The 17,964-nt window shown below is 56.2% G+C and carries 13 protein-coding genes; 8 read left to right on the top strand and 5 right to left on the bottom strand.

What is annotated here, in order from left to right; genetic code table 11:
- Positions 1 to 181: 181 nt before the first annotated feature.
- The 8 genes from MWC30_RS09005 (at position 182) to MWC30_RS09040 (ending at position 8,480) form a co-directional block, all read left to right on the top strand.
- Entirely contained in the window at positions 182 to 1,738 is a 1,557-nt protein-coding gene (locus tag MWC30_RS09005; protein WP_244083839.1) for a class I adenylate-forming enzyme family protein, read from the top strand.
- A 57-nt stretch (positions 1,739 to 1,795) separates the two neighbouring features.
- Positions 1,796 to 2,395: an acetate uptake transporter family protein gene (locus MWC30_RS09010; protein WP_244083840.1), complete on the top strand. Its 600-nt coding sequence runs from the start codon at positions 1,796 to 1,798 to the stop codon at positions 2,393 to 2,395.
- 47 nt (positions 2,396 to 2,442) lie between these two features.
- Positions 2,443 to 3,309 (top strand): amidohydrolase family protein, encoded by an 867-nt coding sequence (locus MWC30_RS09015; RefSeq protein WP_368860823.1) that lies wholly within the window; start codon positions 2,443 to 2,445, stop codon positions 3,307 to 3,309.
- A complete protein-coding gene (locus tag MWC30_RS09020; RefSeq protein WP_244083842.1) occupies positions 3,306 to 4,157 on the top strand; it encodes a 3-hydroxyacyl-CoA dehydrogenase family protein in 852 nt (283 codons plus the stop codon). Before MWC30_RS09015 ends, MWC30_RS09020 begins: the two co-directional genes overlap by 4 nt.
- Before the next feature lie 78 nt (positions 4,158 to 4,235).
- Complete coding sequence (locus tag MWC30_RS09025; RefSeq protein ID WP_244083843.1) at positions 4,236 to 5,990, top strand: acyl-CoA dehydrogenase family protein; 1,755 nt, start codon at positions 4,236 to 4,238, stop codon at positions 5,988 to 5,990.
- Between the two features lie 122 nt (positions 5,991 to 6,112).
- A complete protein-coding gene (locus MWC30_RS09030) occupies positions 6,113 to 7,303 on the top strand; it encodes a thiolase family protein (protein WP_244083844.1) in 1,191 nt (396 codons plus the stop codon).
- A 482-nt stretch (positions 7,304 to 7,785) separates the two neighbouring features.
- On the top strand, positions 7,786 to 8,010 hold the full coding sequence (locus MWC30_RS09035) for a DUF2080 family transposase-associated protein (protein ID WP_244083845.1): 225 nt from the start codon (positions 7,786 to 7,788) through the stop codon (positions 8,008 to 8,010).
- Positions 8,011 to 8,027: 17 nt separating this feature from the next.
- Entirely contained in the window at positions 8,028 to 8,480 is a 453-nt protein-coding gene (locus MWC30_RS09040) for a GNAT family N-acetyltransferase (RefSeq protein WP_244083846.1), read from the top strand.
- Positions 8,481 to 9,096: 616 nt separating this feature from the next.
- On the opposite strand, the gene MWC30_RS09045 is transcribed toward MWC30_RS09040, so the two are convergent.
- From MWC30_RS09045 to MWC30_RS09065, 5 genes are all read right to left on the bottom strand, one after another.
- Complete coding sequence (locus MWC30_RS09045) at positions 9,097 to 10,500, bottom strand: SLC13 family permease (RefSeq protein WP_244083847.1); 1,404 nt, start codon at positions 10,498 to 10,500, stop codon at positions 9,097 to 9,099.
- A gap of 259 nt (positions 10,501 to 10,759) precedes the next feature.
- A complete protein-coding gene (locus tag MWC30_RS09050) occupies positions 10,760 to 12,310 on the bottom strand; it encodes a benzoate-CoA ligase family protein (protein ID WP_244083848.1) in 1,551 nt (516 codons plus the stop codon).
- A 313-nt stretch (positions 12,311 to 12,623) separates the two neighbouring features.
- Positions 12,624 to 13,982: a sigma-54 dependent transcriptional regulator gene (locus MWC30_RS09055; RefSeq protein WP_244083849.1), complete on the bottom strand. Its 1,359-nt coding sequence runs from the start codon at positions 13,980 to 13,982 to the stop codon at positions 12,624 to 12,626.
- The gene (locus MWC30_RS09060; RefSeq protein ID WP_244083850.1) at positions 13,960 to 15,501 is read right to left on the bottom strand and encodes a nitrogen regulation protein NR(II); all 1,542 of its coding nucleotides are present in this window, start codon (positions 15,499 to 15,501) and stop codon (positions 13,960 to 13,962) included. The genes MWC30_RS09055 and MWC30_RS09060 overlap by 23 nt, the downstream gene beginning before the upstream one ends.
- Before the next feature lie 324 nt (positions 15,502 to 15,825).
- Positions 15,826 to 17,892, bottom strand: coding sequence for a molybdopterin-dependent oxidoreductase (locus MWC30_RS09065; RefSeq protein WP_244083851.1), 2,067 nt, complete (start codon positions 17,890 to 17,892; stop codon positions 15,826 to 15,828).
- Positions 17,893 to 17,964: the final 72 nt, after the last annotated feature.

The raw sequence follows: 17,964 nt of genomic DNA on the forward strand, positions 1-17,964 counted from the left end.
CGGGCAGCATTGCCGGTGAGCAATAAGAAGGGAGCAAATGATAGGGGTGGTGGTCCAGGCTCCCGCTGACGGCCGGATTGCCCGGTCCTTTCCCCGATGGGACAATCAGCCTGGGCTTTCCCACCGCGGCAGCCGTTCATACTTTAAACCGTAGGACTGGATGAAAAGGAGGTTTTGAAACATGGGAAATTTTTGCACGCTCAGACAGATGATCATTCGGAATCTGGAGTACAACCCCGACAGAACCGCGCTCATTGAAGGGGAGAGAACATACTCCTTCAAGGAATTTGCCGACCGGACGCGCAGTATTGGAAACGCGCTGCTGGGATTCGGGCTGAAGAAGGGAGACCGGGTGGCCATCCTCAGCAAGAACAGCATCGAGAATGCCGAATCCTACTTCAGCATCCCCAATGCGGGTCTCGTCATGGTGATGCTCAACTTCCGGCTGGCTCCGCCTGAAATCCTCTCCATCCTGAAGGATTCCGGGGCATCGGTGCTCATGGTCAACGAAGAGTACTTCCCACAGTACGAACAGATCAAAGAAGAACTGGATTTTGTTAAGAAATTCGTCTTCATCGGGGACAAGGCCAAAACGCCCGCCGGATGGTACCATTACGAGACCTTGATTGCCGAAACCCCCTCCCACGAGCCCGAGGTGGAGGTTTTCGAAGAAGACCTGGCCGCCCTCATGTATACGAGCGGCACGACCGGGGCAGCCAAAGGCTGCATGGCGACCCATATCAATTATTACCACGCCGGCAGGAGCCTGACCCTCGAAATGAAGATGGCCCGCGATGACGTGGGCATCATTGCCTCTCCCCTCTTCCACGCCACCGGTGAAGTCGTTCTCATGAACGACATGTACAGCGGGACGCCCTCCGTCATCCTGACCGCATGGGACACGGTGGAATTCATGCGCCTGGTTGAAAAACACAAGGTCACGACAGGCATGCTGGCAACACCCATGATGCTGTTCCTCGTGCAGCATCCCGATGCGGAGAAATACAATCTGAGCAGCCTGAAAAAGATCTTTTTCGCCGGCGCGCCTGTCACCCCCATCGTTTTTCAGAAAGCCATCGAGCGGTTCGGCAATGTCTTCGTCCACCTTTTTGGAACGACGGAAACCGTGGGGCAGGCCACGATCTTGAGGACCGAGGAAATTGCCGACGCACTGAAGGAAGGTCGTACGGATATCCTCGCTTCCTGCGGGCGGTCCTTTGCCGACATGCAGAGCCAGGTGGTGGACGAGGAAGATCGCCCTGTCCCTCCCGGGGCCGTAGGGGAGATGCGGGTCCGCGGACTGGGCACGACGCTGGGGTACTGGAACAAGGAAGCCGAGACTCGGAAAGATTTCCGCGACGGGTGGTATTACTCCATGGATCTTTGCAAGGTGGATGAACAAGGATTCATTTACGTTGTGGACAGAAAAAAGGACATGATCATCACGGGCGGCGAGAATGTTTACCCGGCCGAGGTGGAAAGTGTCCTGTACAAGCACCCTGCCGTCGCTCAGACAGCGGTCATCGGTCTGAAGGATGAGAAATGGGGTGAGATTGTGACCGCTCTCGTCATCAAAAAGCCCGATGTGGACGCCACGGAAGAAGACATCCGGGCCTTCTGCAAGAAAGAGATCGCCGGCTACAAGGTGCCCAAGAAGGTTCTTTTCGTAGATACACTTCCCATGAGCGCCAGCGGTAAGCTGTTGAAATACAAGCTCAGAGAGCAGCATTCACGGTAGGTTGTTGCATTGCTTTTCACATGTCGAATGAACTGAATTTTAACTCAAGGAGATTTCATGTCCGCACACGCTCAAGATCACCTGTTCTCGAATCCTCTTCCCGCCGGTTTGGGGGCTCTGGCCATAGCATGTTTCGGCTTTGGGGCCATCATGTCGGGCCTGGTCACGCATGATGCAGCACCGATCCTGGCTGCCTGGCTCCTTGGCGGTTTCTTTGTGCAGCTCGTCGTTGCCATCATTGAATTCAGAGACAAAAATCTGCCGGGCGCCAACGTATTCCTTGTGTTCTCCTGCATCTTCATGCTGACGGGAGCCATCAGCAACGGGGCCAAGTACTTCCTGCACCATGCCGGTATGACTTTCGATCCTGCCATCGAAGGGTGGCTGTGGCTGGCGACATCGCTTTGGATCTTCATTATGCTCCCATGCTTTCTGAAAAGCCCCAAGATCCTCTTCATCCTGGGCTTTCTCCTTTGCATTGCACTGGTCTGCCTCGTCTCTGTGAATTTTGGATTGAAGCTGGCCATCCTCAGGCAGATCTGCTCCCTGTGCCTGTTCGGCGCCGGCATCCTGGCCATCTATCTGGCGGGGGCGCTCTCTCTAAACTTGCACTTTGGCAGACAGGTCCTGCCCATATCAACGCCGTTCATCAAGTAGGCTGATTCTTCGACGTTTAGCTGGGCCTGGGTGGCAGAAGGATGGTGATGTTGATTGAGACGACAGGACAAGGGAAGCGAATTCCAAGGATCGATTTCCATATCCATCCGGGTATATGTACTTTCATGCAGCCTTGGGTGGTCGAATGGTACAATCGGAACCTTCCGGTAAAGTTTGATGAATTCATTGAACAATACAAGGATCCTGGATTTTTTGAAGAATTTTTGACCCGTGAGGGTGTCGATTATGCCTGTGTCCTCGTGGAGCAATCCTACGTCACAACCGGGGTCACCACCAACGACCAGGTGAGGGATTATTGCCGGGGGCGGCGTCGCCTGATTCCCTTCTGCGACGTCAACCCCGCCCTCTATGCCAGGCCGGGCGAGGAACTGAGGAGGTTGGTGGAAGAGGAGGGTTTTCGCGGGGTAAAGCTCTACCCGACCTACCAGCATTTTTACCTCAACGAGTCGCGCATCTACCCCATCTACCAGGCCGCCCGGGACCTGGGCATCCCCGTCTTGATTCACACGGGCTCTTCGGTGTTTCGGGGGGCGCGACTGAAGTACGGCGACCCCCTGCACCTGGACGATGTCGCGGTGGATTTTCCCGACCTCCCCCTCATCATGGCGCATTCGGGGCGAGGTTTTTGGTACGACCGGGCTTTTTTCCTATCCAGGCTGCATGAAAACGTTTACATGGAAGTCTCAGGCCTGCCCCCGGCCCGCCTGCTGGATTATTTCCCGGAGCTCCCCCGAAATACACAGAAGGTGATCTTCGGGAGTGACTGGCCGGGAATGTTTTATATCAAGCGTAATATGGAAGCCATTGCCGCCCTTCCGCTGGATGCCGAATCGGTGGACAATATTCTCGGCGGCAATGCAGCACGAATTCTTAAACTGGAGGGATATCAATGAGCATTAAGACAATCGGAGTGGTGGGTGCAGGAGCCATGGGAACAGGGATTGCGCATGTTGCGGCCATGGCGGGATACAATGTGGTTTTGCGTGATATCGACATGGCCTACGTGGACAATTCCGTGAAAAACATGGACAACTTCATGGCCAAGTCCGTCGAGAAGGGCAAAATGACCGAGGAGCAGCGCCAGGCTACCCTGGGTCGCATCAAAAAAACCATCGTGCTGGACGACTTCGCCGATGTAGATTTCGTCATCGAGGTTGTCATCGAGAACATGGACCTCAAGAAGGAAGTGTTCCAGGCCCTCGACAAGCTCTGCCGCCCGGAGGTCATTTTGGCCAGCAACACCTCATCCATGTCCATCACGGCCATTGCCGCCTGCACGGGCAGACCGGACAAGGTCTGCGGCATGCATTTCTTCAACCCCGCACAGATCATGCGGCTGGTGGAAGTGATCCGGGGACTGCAAACATCCGACGAAACCGTCGCCACTGCAAGAGCACTGGCCGAGTCCTTCGGCAAGAAGGCCATCGAGGTCAAGAAGGATTCTCCGGGCTTTGTCGTCAACCGCATCATGATTCCCCAGTTCATCGAGGCCTGCCGCCTTTATGAAGAAGGGGTGGCCTCCATCGAGGACATCGATACCGCCGTCAAGCTGGGTCTCAATTATCCCATGGGTCCCTTCGAGCTGATGGACTATACGGGGATCGATATCAGCTATTTCGTCATGGAGTATTTTGCGGACGAGCTGCGAAACAACCAGTATGCGGCGCCTCAAGTCATCAAACAGATGGTCCGGGCCAACAAGCTGGGCAAGAAGACCGGCGGTGGATTCTATTCCAAGTAGCCGGCACGTATTGAGTCTTTCATGCAAAACACACTCTCATTTCCCTGAATAATAGAGTGTTCGACGAGAGGAAAACCAATGTCGCAGTTGCCAAAAGGGGGAAGTTTTCTCATTCAGCCGACAGACCCCCAAAGCGTGTTCACGCCTGAAGACTTTGCTGAAGAGCACCGGATGATCGAGCAGACGGTCACCAAATTTGTGGCCGACAGGATTCTAACCAGAATTGAAGAGCTGGAATCCCAGAAAGAGGGGCTGATCCGGGAGCTCCTGGAGGAAGCAGGCGAACTGGGGCTTCTGGGCGCTGAAGTGCCTGAGCAGTATAATGGCTTCGAGATGGACAAGATCAGCTCCACCGTTATCGCTGAAGGCATGGGCAGGGCGGGCTCCTTTGCCATGACCCACGGAGGCCAGGTGGGTATCGGCAGTCTGCCCATCGTGTTTTTTGGAAATCACGAGCAAAAGACAAAATACCTCCCCGGCATTGTCACGGGTGAGAGCATCGGTGCCTACGCCCTGACGGAACCGGGTGCCGGCTCTGATGCGCTTTCGGCCAAGACCAAGGCCGTCCTCAGCCCGGACGGGAAATACTACATCCTGAACGGCGCCAAGCAGTTCATCACCAATGCCGGTATGGCGGACATTTTCATCGTGTACGCCAAGATTGACGGCGACAAGTTCAGCGCGTTCATCGTGGAAGGCGGTTCCGAAGGGTTGACCACGGGGCTCGAAGAGAAAAAAATGGGAATCAAGGGCTCTTCCACCCGGACGGTCTACTTCGAGGATGTGAAGGTTCCCGTCGAGAATTTGCTTTTCGAGATCGGGCGCGGGCATGTCGTCGCCTTCAACATTTTGAACATGGGCCGTTACAAGCTTGCGGCCAATTCCGTGGGACAGGCGAAGTTCGCCCTGGAGCTTTCGGCCGGCTATGCCAATGAACGCAAACAGTTCGGAGTCCCCATTGCTCAGTTCGGTATGATCAAGGAAAAGCTGGCCGAGATGGCGATCCAGATCTATGCCGCCGAAAGCATGGTGTACCGGACCGGTGGCTTGCTGGAAGACATCATGCACAGCCTCGACACGAGTGGGCCGGATGGGGGCCGTGTGGCAGCGAAGGGGATCGAGGAATATGCCCTGGAGTGCTCCCTGAACAAGGTTTTTGCCACCGAAGTCACGTCCTTTGCGGTGGATGAAGGCGTGCAGATTCATGGCGGTTACGGGTTCATTTCGGAGTATCCCATCGAAAGACTCTATCGCGATGCACGCATTTTCAGGATCTTCGAAGGAACCAACGAAATCAATCGCGTTCTTATTCCCACTCTGCTGGTCCGCAAGGCCAGCAAGGGAGACCTTCCCCTGCTGGAAGCCGCCAAAGAGATCAAGGCACGTTTAACATCCGGCATGTCCACCCGGGAAAGCGTCGAAGATCTGGTGCAGGCATCCAAGGACATTTTTCTGTTTGTTATGGGGCTTGCCTGGGAGAAAGCAGGCGAAAAACTGCTGAAGCAGCAGGAAATTCTGGCTCGTCTCGCGGATATGGTCATCACGGCATTCGCCATGGAATGCTCATGGCTGCGGGCCCAAAAGGCCATGGGACGGGAAAGCGAAGCCTTGGCCAAGCGCAAAATGAATATGGCCAGGGCCTTTATCTATTCGAGACTTCCGCGGCTTGGATTGCTTGCCGGCGAAGTCGTTGCGGCCCTCTGCAGCGGCCAGGAGGCGAAGACCTTGATGGCCGACCTGTCCAAGCTGATGCAATATGCTCCCGATGATGTCATTGCATTGAAGCAGGAAATCGCCGCAAGCATATCCGAAGTCGGCAAATACGTCGTTTAGGGGTATTCTTGGGGTTTTGTCCCGGCACGACTGACGGAGCGTGACGCAGCGCGAAACGGCGCAGGTCGTGCAGAGCCCCCGATGCATGGTTCAAAAACTCGAACATATGGAGGTATTTGGTAATGTTGAAAAAAGCGTATATCCCCTTCAGAGGTTATTACTCCACACCGTTTGCTCGCTGGCAGGGGAGCATGGCCAATGAGAACGCCATTGTGCTGGGGGCTGAGACAGCCGGTCGATGGCTGGCAGGAAAGAACTGGGATCCCAAAATCTTCGATTATCTCTTTCTGGGGATAACCATCGGCCAGCACCGCTGGTTTTACGGAAGCACCTGGGCCGCAGCCCTCATGGGGGCGACCGGCACTCCCGGCATGACCATCAGCCAGGCCTGCACCACATCCGTCACCTGCATCTACCAGGCCGCCGTGGGTGTCGAGACGGGATTGTACCAGAATCCCTTCTGCCTTATGGCCGACCGATGCTCCAACGGCCCGCACACCGTCTGGCCGAACCCTTCGGGCCCCGGCGGCGAAGTCATTTCCGAGAACTGGATGATGGACAACTTCGGCTATGATCCCAACGCCAAGAACGCCATGATTCAAACTGCGGAGAACGTGGCCGCTGAAAGCGGGTGCACGCGCGAGGAAGCCGATGCAGTCGCTCTGCGCCGTTACGAGCAGTACCTGATGGGCATGGCCAATGACCGGGAATTTCAGAAGCGCTACATGTTCCCTGCGGAAGTCAAGGTTTCCAAAAAGAAGACGATCCTCGTGGAAACCGATGAAGGGATCACGCCTACGACAAAAGAGGGGCTGGCGGGTCTCAAGCCGGTCGTGCCCGGCGGCATTCACACCTTCGGCGCCCAGACTCACCCCGCCGATGGAAACTGCGGCATTGTCGTCACATCCCGCGAAAAAGCCAAAGAGCTCAGCGCCGATTCATCCGTGGAAATCCAGGTGGTTTCCTACGGCTTCGCCAGGGCCAAAAAGGGATTCATGGCCATGGCCCCGGTTCCAGCCGCGCAGATGGCCCTGGACAAGGCCGGCCTCAACATCAAGGACATGAAGGTCATCAAGACCCACAATCCCTTTGCGGCCAACGATCTCTATATGTCCAAGGCGATGAATATCGATGTCATGAGCTTCAACAACTATGGCAGCTCGCTGATTTATGGCCATCCCCAGGGACCGACGGCCGGGCGATGCGTCATCGAAGGCATCGAGGAAGCGGTGCAACTGGGCGGCGGTTACCTTCTCTTTGCAGGATGCGCAGCGGGCGACACCGGGGCGGGTCTTGTTTTGAAGATCAACTGACCTGGATGTAATACTACAACGAGATTTCCTGCGTAGGGTGGGCTTTGCCCACCATCCTGCGCCAACAGCATTGGTTGGTGGGCAAAGCCCACCCTACGCGGGAGAGCAATGTCTCGTTGTCGTAGTAAGATCGTCTCCAAAGAGGCCCGGTGTAAAAACCGGGCTTTTTTATTTCCTGCCCGAATTCAGCGCATCCAAGATTTCCCCTTTTCACGTGACCTTCCGAAGAAGCTGCCGTTTTAGCCTCACGATTTCTTGACGTGATTACCTTCACATGGTAGTTTCACGTCCACACTCCTGGAGAGAGCATGACAACCTCACTTGCTTCCTCGGGATGCGTCACGAACACCGAGAGACGTATTGCGACAGCGGGAGTCTTCCATGGAGCCCACCGCGGCAGGGCACGTTGCCCGAGGTGGAAGAGGCTGCGATGACGCGCTGCGGGGAAGACCTCCCCGTTCAGTTTTTTTCAGCGAGGTTCAATGAAGAAAGTGGCAACTGGAAAAAAAACCACTGACAGTGAAAGAACCACCGAGAGCGCCCAGCAGTCTCAAGGCGCGGCTCCAGCCGTTCCCAAAAGGGTCAAGTTCGAAGTTTTTGGCGAAGAGATGTTGGAGAAGGAAGTCAAGCTCAGCGGCAACAGCGGGAGGGTTTACCTTCCTCCCGACTGGGTTGGCCATCAGGTGAAAATCATACGGATTGACTGAAATGGCTTGGGGGAAAAATGGTTTCAGTGGGTGAGGATGTTTCCATCAGAAGGATGAATGCAGACGATGCCGAAGCAGTCTGCGACATTTACGGCAAAATCACCAAAGAGCTCGTAGAGTCCGACTTCAAGAGGTTGCTGGAAGAGCATGCCGAGAAGGAGGGCCCGGCGATCTGTTTTGTCGCGGAATGGGATGGGAAGATCGTGGGATTCATGATCACCTACATCCTCCCTTTCGGATTTGGGATAGAGCGCAGCAGTGCGTGGATCGCCACCATGGGCGTTCACCCCAAATATATGGGGCAGGGCATCGGTGGAAAGATGGCACGGGAGATCTTGAGCCACTACAAAGATCGGGGCATCAGCGTGATTCACACGTCGGTTCGATGGGATTCGACGGACGTTCTGTCCTTTTTCAAGAGCCTTGGCTTCGACAGGAGCGAGCTCATCAACTTGTCCAAGCCCTTGTAATATCCAACCACATTGCAGCAGAAGAGCTAATGACACCCGGTACGGGAGATCGGGTGAAGGGCTGGGTTACCCTCTTGTAGCGCTCTTCGCCCAGCATATGAAAAAACGGGTGGGCACACTCTGTCGTGCCCACCGGAGCACGTCGCCCCCCGCCACAATGCATCGACATCTTGCCGTTAGAAACAATCCTAAGGCAGCTCACAAATAATAGGGTACCAGAACTGTAGGAGCGGCTTCCAGCCGCGACATCGGAGAAGCCGCCATGCGGCTTGGTCGCGGCTGGAAGCCGCTCCTACAAAGCAAGCTGCCCTTTGCGAGGTTATTTCTTTGGAGCTGCCTATTACTACAACGAGAATTCTTGCGTAGGGTGGGCTTTGCCCACCATTCTGCGCCGAACACATTGGTTGGTGGGCAAAGCCCACCCTACGTGGGAAAACAATGTCTCGTTGTCGTACTAAGGCGTCACTCAGTCGGTTTTTCCATTGGAAGCACCAAGCCTTTTGCATTGCGGTTGCCGAAAAATTTTCCAAGGACGCCGGGTGCTCGCCAAAGTCGTATGCTCACACCACCCTGCCTGGCACGCTCATGTCGGATTCACACCCGACGTCCCGGGAAATCAGCGAATCACACCGATCATGCGCCAGTAGGGCATGCTGATGAGCAGGGCCACGATCACCGCGACAATATAGGACACACCCGCCAAAGTCACATGGTGCGGCGCCCACCCTTTGCCCTGCATCATGCCTTCGGCCATCAGGGTGAAGGGCTGCTGGTAGCTCAGCAGGAAGAAGTTGATGCCCACGATGTAGGCCATGGAGGCGACCAGGGGATGAATGCCGAACTGGTTGAAGACCGGTATGAGGATGGGAACCGTGAGAGCGATGGTCGAAAAGCCCCAGGGGACATCGATGAAGCGGATCGCCATGATGCCGAAGGTGGTCACCAACAGGAAAGACAATGGGTTCTCGGCCAGGGACATCAGATTCGGCTGCAGGATAGGTACGATCCAGTCGGACACCTTTGCATTGACGAAGATGGGCGAAAGGCTGATGGCAACCCCGAAGAACATGATGACGTCCCAGTTGACACCCGTGCTGACTTCCGGAACGGTAATGATCTTGAAGATAATGAGCAATGCCAGCGCCATCAACGCAACAGCAGCTGTCGGGATCCCGTGCATCTTTTCCGTCGTGAACATGATGAGAGAGCCGATGAGGATGGCAATCGCCACTTTTTCGTCACGGGTAACGGGCCCCAGGGCGGCATATTGTGCCCTGAAGGTGTCGCGGGGAATGCCGATGGCTTCCTTCGGCCGCATGGTGATGTAAATCAAGACGATGAAGATCACCGTGATCAGCAGCCAGGGCAGCGCCAGGATCTGGAACCAGGAGTCAAACGTGGCCATGCCCTTCAATTCGGCCGGCAGGAACCCCAGCATGATGGGGCCCGTCAGAGACCCAGTCAGCCAGCCGGTGCCGGGGAAAAGACACATGGCCCAGGCAACGATGGTGATGAAGGCAGACCCTTTGGAATGGGGGGCCTGTTTGCACGCCTCGACGACGCTGACGGCGATGGGCATGACGATGGCGATGCGGACGGTGATAGACGGAGTCAGAGCCGAGAGGGCGATGCCGATGATGAACCAGCTCACGGCCATGGAGAGCCAGCTGGGCTCGAAGCTCTTCAGCACCAGGTAGGCGATGCGCTTCCCGAGCCCCGTCTTTTGCAGGACAAAGCCGAAATAGAGGGCGGGAATGAGCACCCACACCGCCGGGCTGATGAAGCCCGCGGCAACGACATTGTACTTGAGGCCGAAGATGAGGCACCCGGCCAGGAGCAGCGAGCCGCCCGCCATGAACGGCAGACCGCCGGGTCGAAAGATCCAGAAGCCCAGGGTGACGATGACGGTCGCCAGGATCCAGTGCCCCTGCTGAGGCAGCCCTGTAAAAGGAGTGACCAGCCCAATGATCAATGCAATCAAAACTGACGCGACAACTCCCAGGACCCTTGTATTCAACATTGTATCCCTCCCGGTTATTTCCAAAGCGGCGGCCGGAGCTCCAGACTCTTTCAACCCAGGCCAGCTCCAGGCCAACCTCGACCCTTGCACCGGAGGACCCGTACCTCATGCCCCCGCAAAACCTGTCGTCAAACTCGTCTGAAATGAACCGGCGGATGATTTTCTCACCACCTGGACACGAATCGCCCTCCCTCTGCGCTTCGTGTCCCAGTTGGTGGAATGGATTCATTGCAACGCTTTCCCTCAGGAAAAGATCAGATTATGCAAAGTCTCCTTTTCTCAGTTCGAAACGCTTGATCTTTCCTGTTGCGGTTTTGGGAAGCTCGTTGAGAAAGACGATCCACCGGGGGAACTTATAATGGGCCAATTTGGTCTTTACATATTCCTTGAGCTCTTTTTCCAGCTTTTCATCCCCGGTATAGCCGTGATCCAGCACGACAAAGGCCTTGGGCTTGATGAGGTTCTCACTGTCGGGAGACCCTACGACGGCGCACTCGAGGACTGCGGGATGCTCGATGAGACACGCTTCCACTTCGATGGGGGAAACCCAGATGCCGCCTACCTTGAGCATATCGTTGCTGCGCCCCACATAATAAAAGAAGCCGTCCTTGTCTCGGTAGTACTGGTCGTCGGTGTTGAGCCATTCACCGAGCATGGTGGTTTTTGTTTTTTCGTGCTTGTTCCAGTAGCCGGCTGCGGCACTGTCACCCTTGATGAGCAGCGTACCCACATCTCCCTCGGCGACATCCCGCCAGTCTTCATCCACGATGCGAGCCTCGTAGCCCGGGACGATCTTCCCGGAGCTTCCCGGCTTGATCTCATCGGGCCGGTTGGAAATGAAAATGTGAACGAGCTCCGTGGAGCCGATGCCGTCGGCAATCTGGACCCCATGCCGTTCCACCCAGCGCTTGAGGATATCGGCAGGAAGCGCCTCACCGGCGGAAACGCAAAGCCTCACGCCGTCCATGCTCCCCTCTTCCTGCAGCATGCTGCCGTAGAGCGTGGGAACTCCGAAGTACAGAGTCGGTTTGAACTTGCGGATGGTTTCGTACACAGAAGCGGGTACCGGACGATCCGGCATATACACGGTGGTGGCGCCGACGCTGAAGGGGAAATAGAGGCCGTTGCCCAATCCATAGGCAAAGAAGAGCTTGGCTGCCGAAAAGCAGACATCGTCTTCACGGATCCCCAGGACCTGCTTCCCATAGGTTTCGCACGCATAAACCATGTCGTGCTGTAGATGAATCGTCCCTTTGGGCTTGCCCGTCGAACCGGAGCTGTAGAGCCAGAAACAGGAGTCATCGGGCGTCGTCGGCGCCGCTTCCAGCTCCTTGGATTTGCCCGCTATGAAGTCCGCGAAGGCCGTCGTCCCGGCAGGGGCCGCCCCATTCACCACCACGATGTGCTCGAGAAACTGGGTCTCAGCCTTTATTTCCTCGATATTGGCGTAGAGGGCCGCATCGACCAGCAAGACTCTCGCCCTGCTGTCGTTGAGAAAATAAAGGTAGTCTTTGGGGCGCATGAGGGTGTTGAGGCAGATGGGGACGGCGCCGATCTTGACGGCTCCAAAGAATGCCTGGGGATAAATTTCGGTATCGAGGAGGAGCAGTGCCACACGCTCTTCCATTCTGACATTCAGGCTCTTGAGGGCATTGCCCACCTGATTCATCCCTGCCTGGATGTCGGCATAGGTAAAGGAACGATCCTGGCATTTCACGGCAATCTTGCCACCACGGCCTTCTCGAATGTGTCGATCCACAAAATAGTCTGAGGCGTTGAAAAGTTCCGGTAATTGCAGGTCAAATTGCATTGTTTCGCTCCTTTGAATTTTCTGTTTTCTGTCTTCTGGTCCTGGTTGATGTATTGATCTTCTCAAAACAACAGGGGTACGCTCCCCAAGGTTCCAAAGCTACGGGTCCACTGTTTCGGGAATACGGTCCTCTTACATAGGCAAGCATCGTGCCATGAGAAAGAGAGAAGCGGGTCCGGAACGGTCCGGCTAAGAAGCTGATTTTATGTGATATTTTTTAGGAGAAAATTTGAATGGGGAAACAGGGGGAACGCAGCATGCAAGATTTTTTTCCTACCGGAAATTTTCTTTCTACCACATCACCACCATGGGCTCATGGGAGGGTCACGCTGCTGGGAGTGATGCCGTATTCCTTGATTTTGCTCCGGAGGGTCGGCAGGGTGATGCCCAGCAGCTGGGCCGCACGGCTCTTGTTCCAGCGCACCAGGGAGAGCACCTTGCTGATCTGTTCCCGCTCGGCGTGGGAGAGGGACAGGGACGACGACTCCTCTCCGCTCATGGACTGGGACCCGAAGAGCAGCGTCTCCACTTCATCCAGCAGGACGACCTTTCCCCTCGACCGGATCACGGCCGCCGTGACGAGATTTTCCAGCTCTCGCACATTACCCGTCCAGGGGTGCTGCTGCAGCCGTTCCATCACCCCGTCCTGGAAGCGGCATACCGCCGTCCCCAACTCGCGATTGGCCTTCTTGAGGAAATGCTCGGCCAGAGGGGGGATGTCCGAAGCGCGCTCCCGCAGGGAAGGTATCTGAATGGTGATGACCTTGAGCCTGTAATAGAGGTCCTTGCGGAATTCGCCCCGGCGCACCATATCCGCCAGATCCCGGTTGGTGGCCGCAATGATCCGGCAGCGTGAATGCAGCACCCTTCTCCCGCCCACCGCCGTGTATTCGCGACGCTCCAGAAACCCGAGAAACTTGCTTTGCATGTTCAGGGGAAGCTCACCGATTTCATCCAGGAAGAGGGTCCCCTCCCCCGCCATTTCGATTCTGCCCGGCTTGGACGCCACGGCACCGGTAAAGGCCCCCTTTTCATGCCCGAAAAGCTCACTTTCGATCAAGGTTTCGACAATGGACGAACAGTCCAGGGTGACCATCGGCTCGGCGCTGAAAGGGCTGTTCCGATGAATAACGCGGGCAATCAACTCCTTGCCGGTGCCCGTCTCCCCCTGGATCAGGGCCGTCGTGCGGCTTCGGCACAGGATGCCTATTGTCTTGAAGATTTCCCGCATCCAGCTGCACTTGCCGATGATCTCATCGCTGTGGCAGGACTCTTCGGGGACATCCTGGATTACGGCCTCACGATCTTCCTTCAACACATTCAATGCACGGTCCACCGCACTTTCGATTTCATCGGCATCGAGGGGCTTATGGATATAATCGTAGGCCCCGGTCTTCATCGCCTGGATGGTGGTTTCCATGTCGTGAAACGCCGTGATCATGATGATTTTGGGGGGAGTCGGGGTGGTGTTGAGGATCTCCAGGACTTCCATCCCGCTCCTGTCCGGCAGCCGGATGTCGAGGATCACGACATCCGGTTTCAGTCGGCTGCAGCTGCTGAGGGCTTCCGAGGCACTTCCCGCAGCGTGAACGGTATGACCCTTTTCCGAGAGAAACATCTCCAGGGATTCACAGATGGAATGTTCGTCATCAACAACCAGAATCTTGGCCATCCACATCTCCAATGGGCAAGCGCACCCGGAAGACCGTCCCGGCCTTGGGGTCGGTTTCGACAGTCACTGTCCCCCCATGGGCCTGCACAACACGTTTGACGTTCGTGAGCCCCAGCCCGGTTCCCTCCAGCTTGGTGGTAAAAAAAGGCTTGAATATATCGGGGAGCACCTCGTCGGGAATGGCGGCCGGGTTGGCCACGGCAAATTCCACCCGGCGAGGAGATTCCCCGGTGACCGACCTGCTGATGACATGAATGTGGTCCCTCGGTCCCGAGGCCTCCACCGCATTGATGAGCAGGTTCAGGATGGCACGCCGCAACTTATTGGGGTCCGCGGAAATTTGGGGCATGGCGGGGTCGAGCTGCAGGTGGATGGAGAGGTGACGCTCGTCGAACCGGCTCTCAAGGAGCTCCACACACGACGGAAGGAAACGGTTCAAGTCACAGGGAGCCCGATGGAGACGCAAAGGCTTGGCAAAATCGAGCAATTGCTCCAGGATGCCTTCCAGTCGCTGCATTTCTCTCAGGGAGATGTCGAGGCGGCGACGATCGTTTCCCTGGAGATTGAGGTTCCTTTGCAGGATCTGCAGGTTCATCTTCATGGCGGACAGCGGATTGCGGATTTCGTGTGAAAGGGATGTGGTGATGCGGCCGATGTACGCCATCCGCTCGGCCTCTCTGACCTTCGCCGCCATGGTCACACGCTCGGTGATGTCCCGGCAGATGCAAATGGTGGATTGGGTTGCACCATAACATGTTGATTTCACACTGAGCTCAGTAGGCTTGGACTTGCCGCTGTGCGTAAGGCGCATGTATTCCACGGGAGCGAGTCCATTTCCAGCCGGCATCCCCCCGGAGCACAACCGCCCCAGGCGCCTCCGGTCACTCGGGTACACGAAGGCATCGAAGCGATTCCCCAGGACCTCCTCGACCGCACATTCGTGCATGTCGCAGAAGGCAGGATTGGCAAAAACGATCACTTCATTCTGCAGGATCACGTAGCCGTCATTGATCTCTTCAATGAGGTTCTTGAACTTGAGCTGAGATTCCAGGAGCTCAGCAGTCCTGGCCTCCACATCCGCTTCCAGGCGGCGCGTGTAATTCACCAGCTCCTGCTGGTGAAGCTCTTCAAAAAAGTCGATGAAGCAGTGATAAGTATAGGTGAGGCATTCGTTGATCTGAATGAGGCATCGATAAAGCTCATCCCGGCTCGTTTCTTCGTAGAGTTTCGGGAGCGTTACGGTGCGAAACAGCTCGAAGGCCATCACCACCAGGTTGATGGAAAACCCGCCGGCCAGTCGAAGTTGGGAGATCTTATTGATGAAGCGGTTGATGAGGGTGTAGTCGCCCTGGATGATGGCCTGGCAGTTGGCGTCCATCGCCTGCCCCACCGTCCAGTAGAGCTCCTCGATGGGCCGCTCGGCATACAGGGGATGCACTTCCGTGTGCAGGCGATGGGCCCATTCCTCGATGATGCTCTTGCTGTGACTGTCAAAGAACTCCGACCAATCGAACGGCATGAATGAACGCCCCGTTGCTGATAAATCTACCGTTTCCCCCCGACCGGTGGAGTCCAAAACTGCCCTCTCTTCGCAGCAATTTACCGATGCCCGCACCTGGCCAGAACAGATATGTAATATTATCATTACATTGCCGGGAAATTTGTCAAGCTGAAAATCCCCGGCACATGGTCCGGAAAGGCAGATCGAAAAACGTGGGCCGTCCCTCCCTGCCGGACGGGGAAAGGGCTCAGCCCCACCCCCGGCGACCCGAGCCGGCGGTGGGGCATGCAACCAAGTCATGGAGCACCCGGTCAAGGGAGGCCCGGATTCATGGAGCCGGCATCATGACGCTGCCTCGGCAGGAGCTTTCCTGATATTGCACAGGATTCCTTTCCAGTGAGGATAGCCCATGATGGGCTCCCTGAGGGTACAGTCCGTCAGGTTGTTGCAATTGGCGTCTCCGCTCCACCCATGGGGCACCAGCACGACCCCTTCCATCACCCGTTCGTCCACGTAGGCCTTCATCTTGACCCACCCGATGTCATTCTCGACGATGACGTCATCCATGTGTGCCACGCCAAATTTCTGGGCGGTCTTAGGTCCGATCTCAGCCTTGGGATGAGGCGATTTGCGCTTGATGGTTTCGACGTTGTGCAGCATGGATCCATTGTAATAGAGATCCCGGGGTCCCGTGGAAAGGACGAGGGGATACTTGCCGCCAAGCTCGACCCAGCGCGATCCTTGGGGACTTTTTTCAGGTTCCAGGTAGGTGGGGAGAGGATCGAACCCCACTTTCTCAAAGGCTTCGCTGTACAATTCGATTTTTCCCGAAGGCGTGGCGAAGGACTTTTCAGTGCAGCCGTACTGCTTCTCCTGGTAAACGCGGCCATCGGGCCGGTCTTTCAGCTGCTGCAGCGTGATGCCGCTGGGTCCGAGTTCGTGAGCGACCAGCTCTTCCCCGGTTTTCCAGGGGAATTTTTCTCCGAAGCCGCAACGTTGAGACAGCTCCGTGTAGACCTCCCGGATGGACTTGCATTCATGATAGCGCCCCAGGATCGGCTGACGGTACATGAGGTAGGGCATGCAGTGACACACGTTGTAGTTATAGGCCAGCCCGGCAAATTCGAACTGGTTGGCCGCAGGCAGAACATAATGCGCGAATTCCGCCGTTTCGGTCATGAACTGATCGAAAACGACGACCAGTTCGAGCTTGCGGAAGGCATCCCTCAAGGCATTGGAATCCGGCATGGTGACCAGGGGATTGCCGCCGGCCACGATGAAGGCCTTCAGCTTGTCGGGAACGCTTTCCGGCACCATGTTCATGACGGCATACGGGCTGGTCCGTCCCCAGAGCTCGTAGAAGAGAGGATACTCATCCGCTCCCAGCGGCTTTCCGGGGAATGGAAGGCTGACGTCCGCCAGCCTGAGCCGTGGGCTCAGCACCCAACCGCCGGGGACATTGATGTTCCCCGTCAGGGTCTGGAGAATGGAAAAGGCGCGGCCATTCTGGCTGCCGTTGGCGCATTGATCCTGCGTGCACGTGCCATGAAAGATGCTGGCGCCCTTTGTCGATGCAAAGCGGCGTGCAAGGATTCGGATGTCCCTCGCTGGAATGGAGGTGATGGCCTCGGCCCATTCGGGCGTGTACTGTTGAACGTGGGGTACGAGCTCGTCGAAACCGATCGTCCATTTTTCAACAAAGTCGGTATCATAGAGTTTTTCATTGATGATGACATGGATGAGAGCCAGGGCGAGGGCACCATCGGTACCCGGCCGGATGGGGAGATACATTTCGGCCCGGTCTGCAATGGAGATCCTCCTGGGGTCGATGACGATGACCCGGGCGCCCTTCTTGATGTTTTCTTCCATGGCCAGGGCCAGGGGGAAATCTGAAGATGCCGGGTTATGGCCCCAGAGGACGTAAAGATTCGAGTCCATCTCCTCCACCGGGTATTTCCCGAAGGTGATCTGCCTGGACCGGATCCTCATGCGATAGCAGATGCTTTCCACGGAGAAAAAGTGTGGAGAGCCCAGGGCTGCTTTGAACCGGTGAGTGAGGGAGATCATCTCCAGGTTTTCAACCCCGATGGACCCACAGAAGAACGCGATCACCGAAGGACCGTACTTTTCCTTGAGGTCCATCAACTTCGCCGCAATCTCATCCAGGGCTTCGTCCCAGGTTACGCGCACCCAATTCCCGTCGACTTTTTTGAGGGGGTATTTGAGTCTGTCGGGGTGATAAAGATGCTCGATGGCTGCATGCCCCTTGGGGCAAAGGTATCCCTTGTTGAGGGGATGAGACTTTTGCCCCTCCACCTTCACGGCCTTTCCGTTTTCCACCGTCACTTCCATGCCGCAGCTATGGTAGCAAAGCGCACATCCCGTCAGAAACTTTTGTGTCCCTTCCATATTACACCTCCAATTTGAACGCTGAATTTAGAGTTTTTAAATCCTTTACCGGCTTATGCTGAATCAAATGAA

This window comes from Desulforhabdus sp. TSK (assembly GCF_022836495.1).
Classification (GTDB): Bacteria; Desulfobacterota; Syntrophobacteria; order Syntrophobacterales; family Syntrophobacteraceae; genus Desulforhabdus.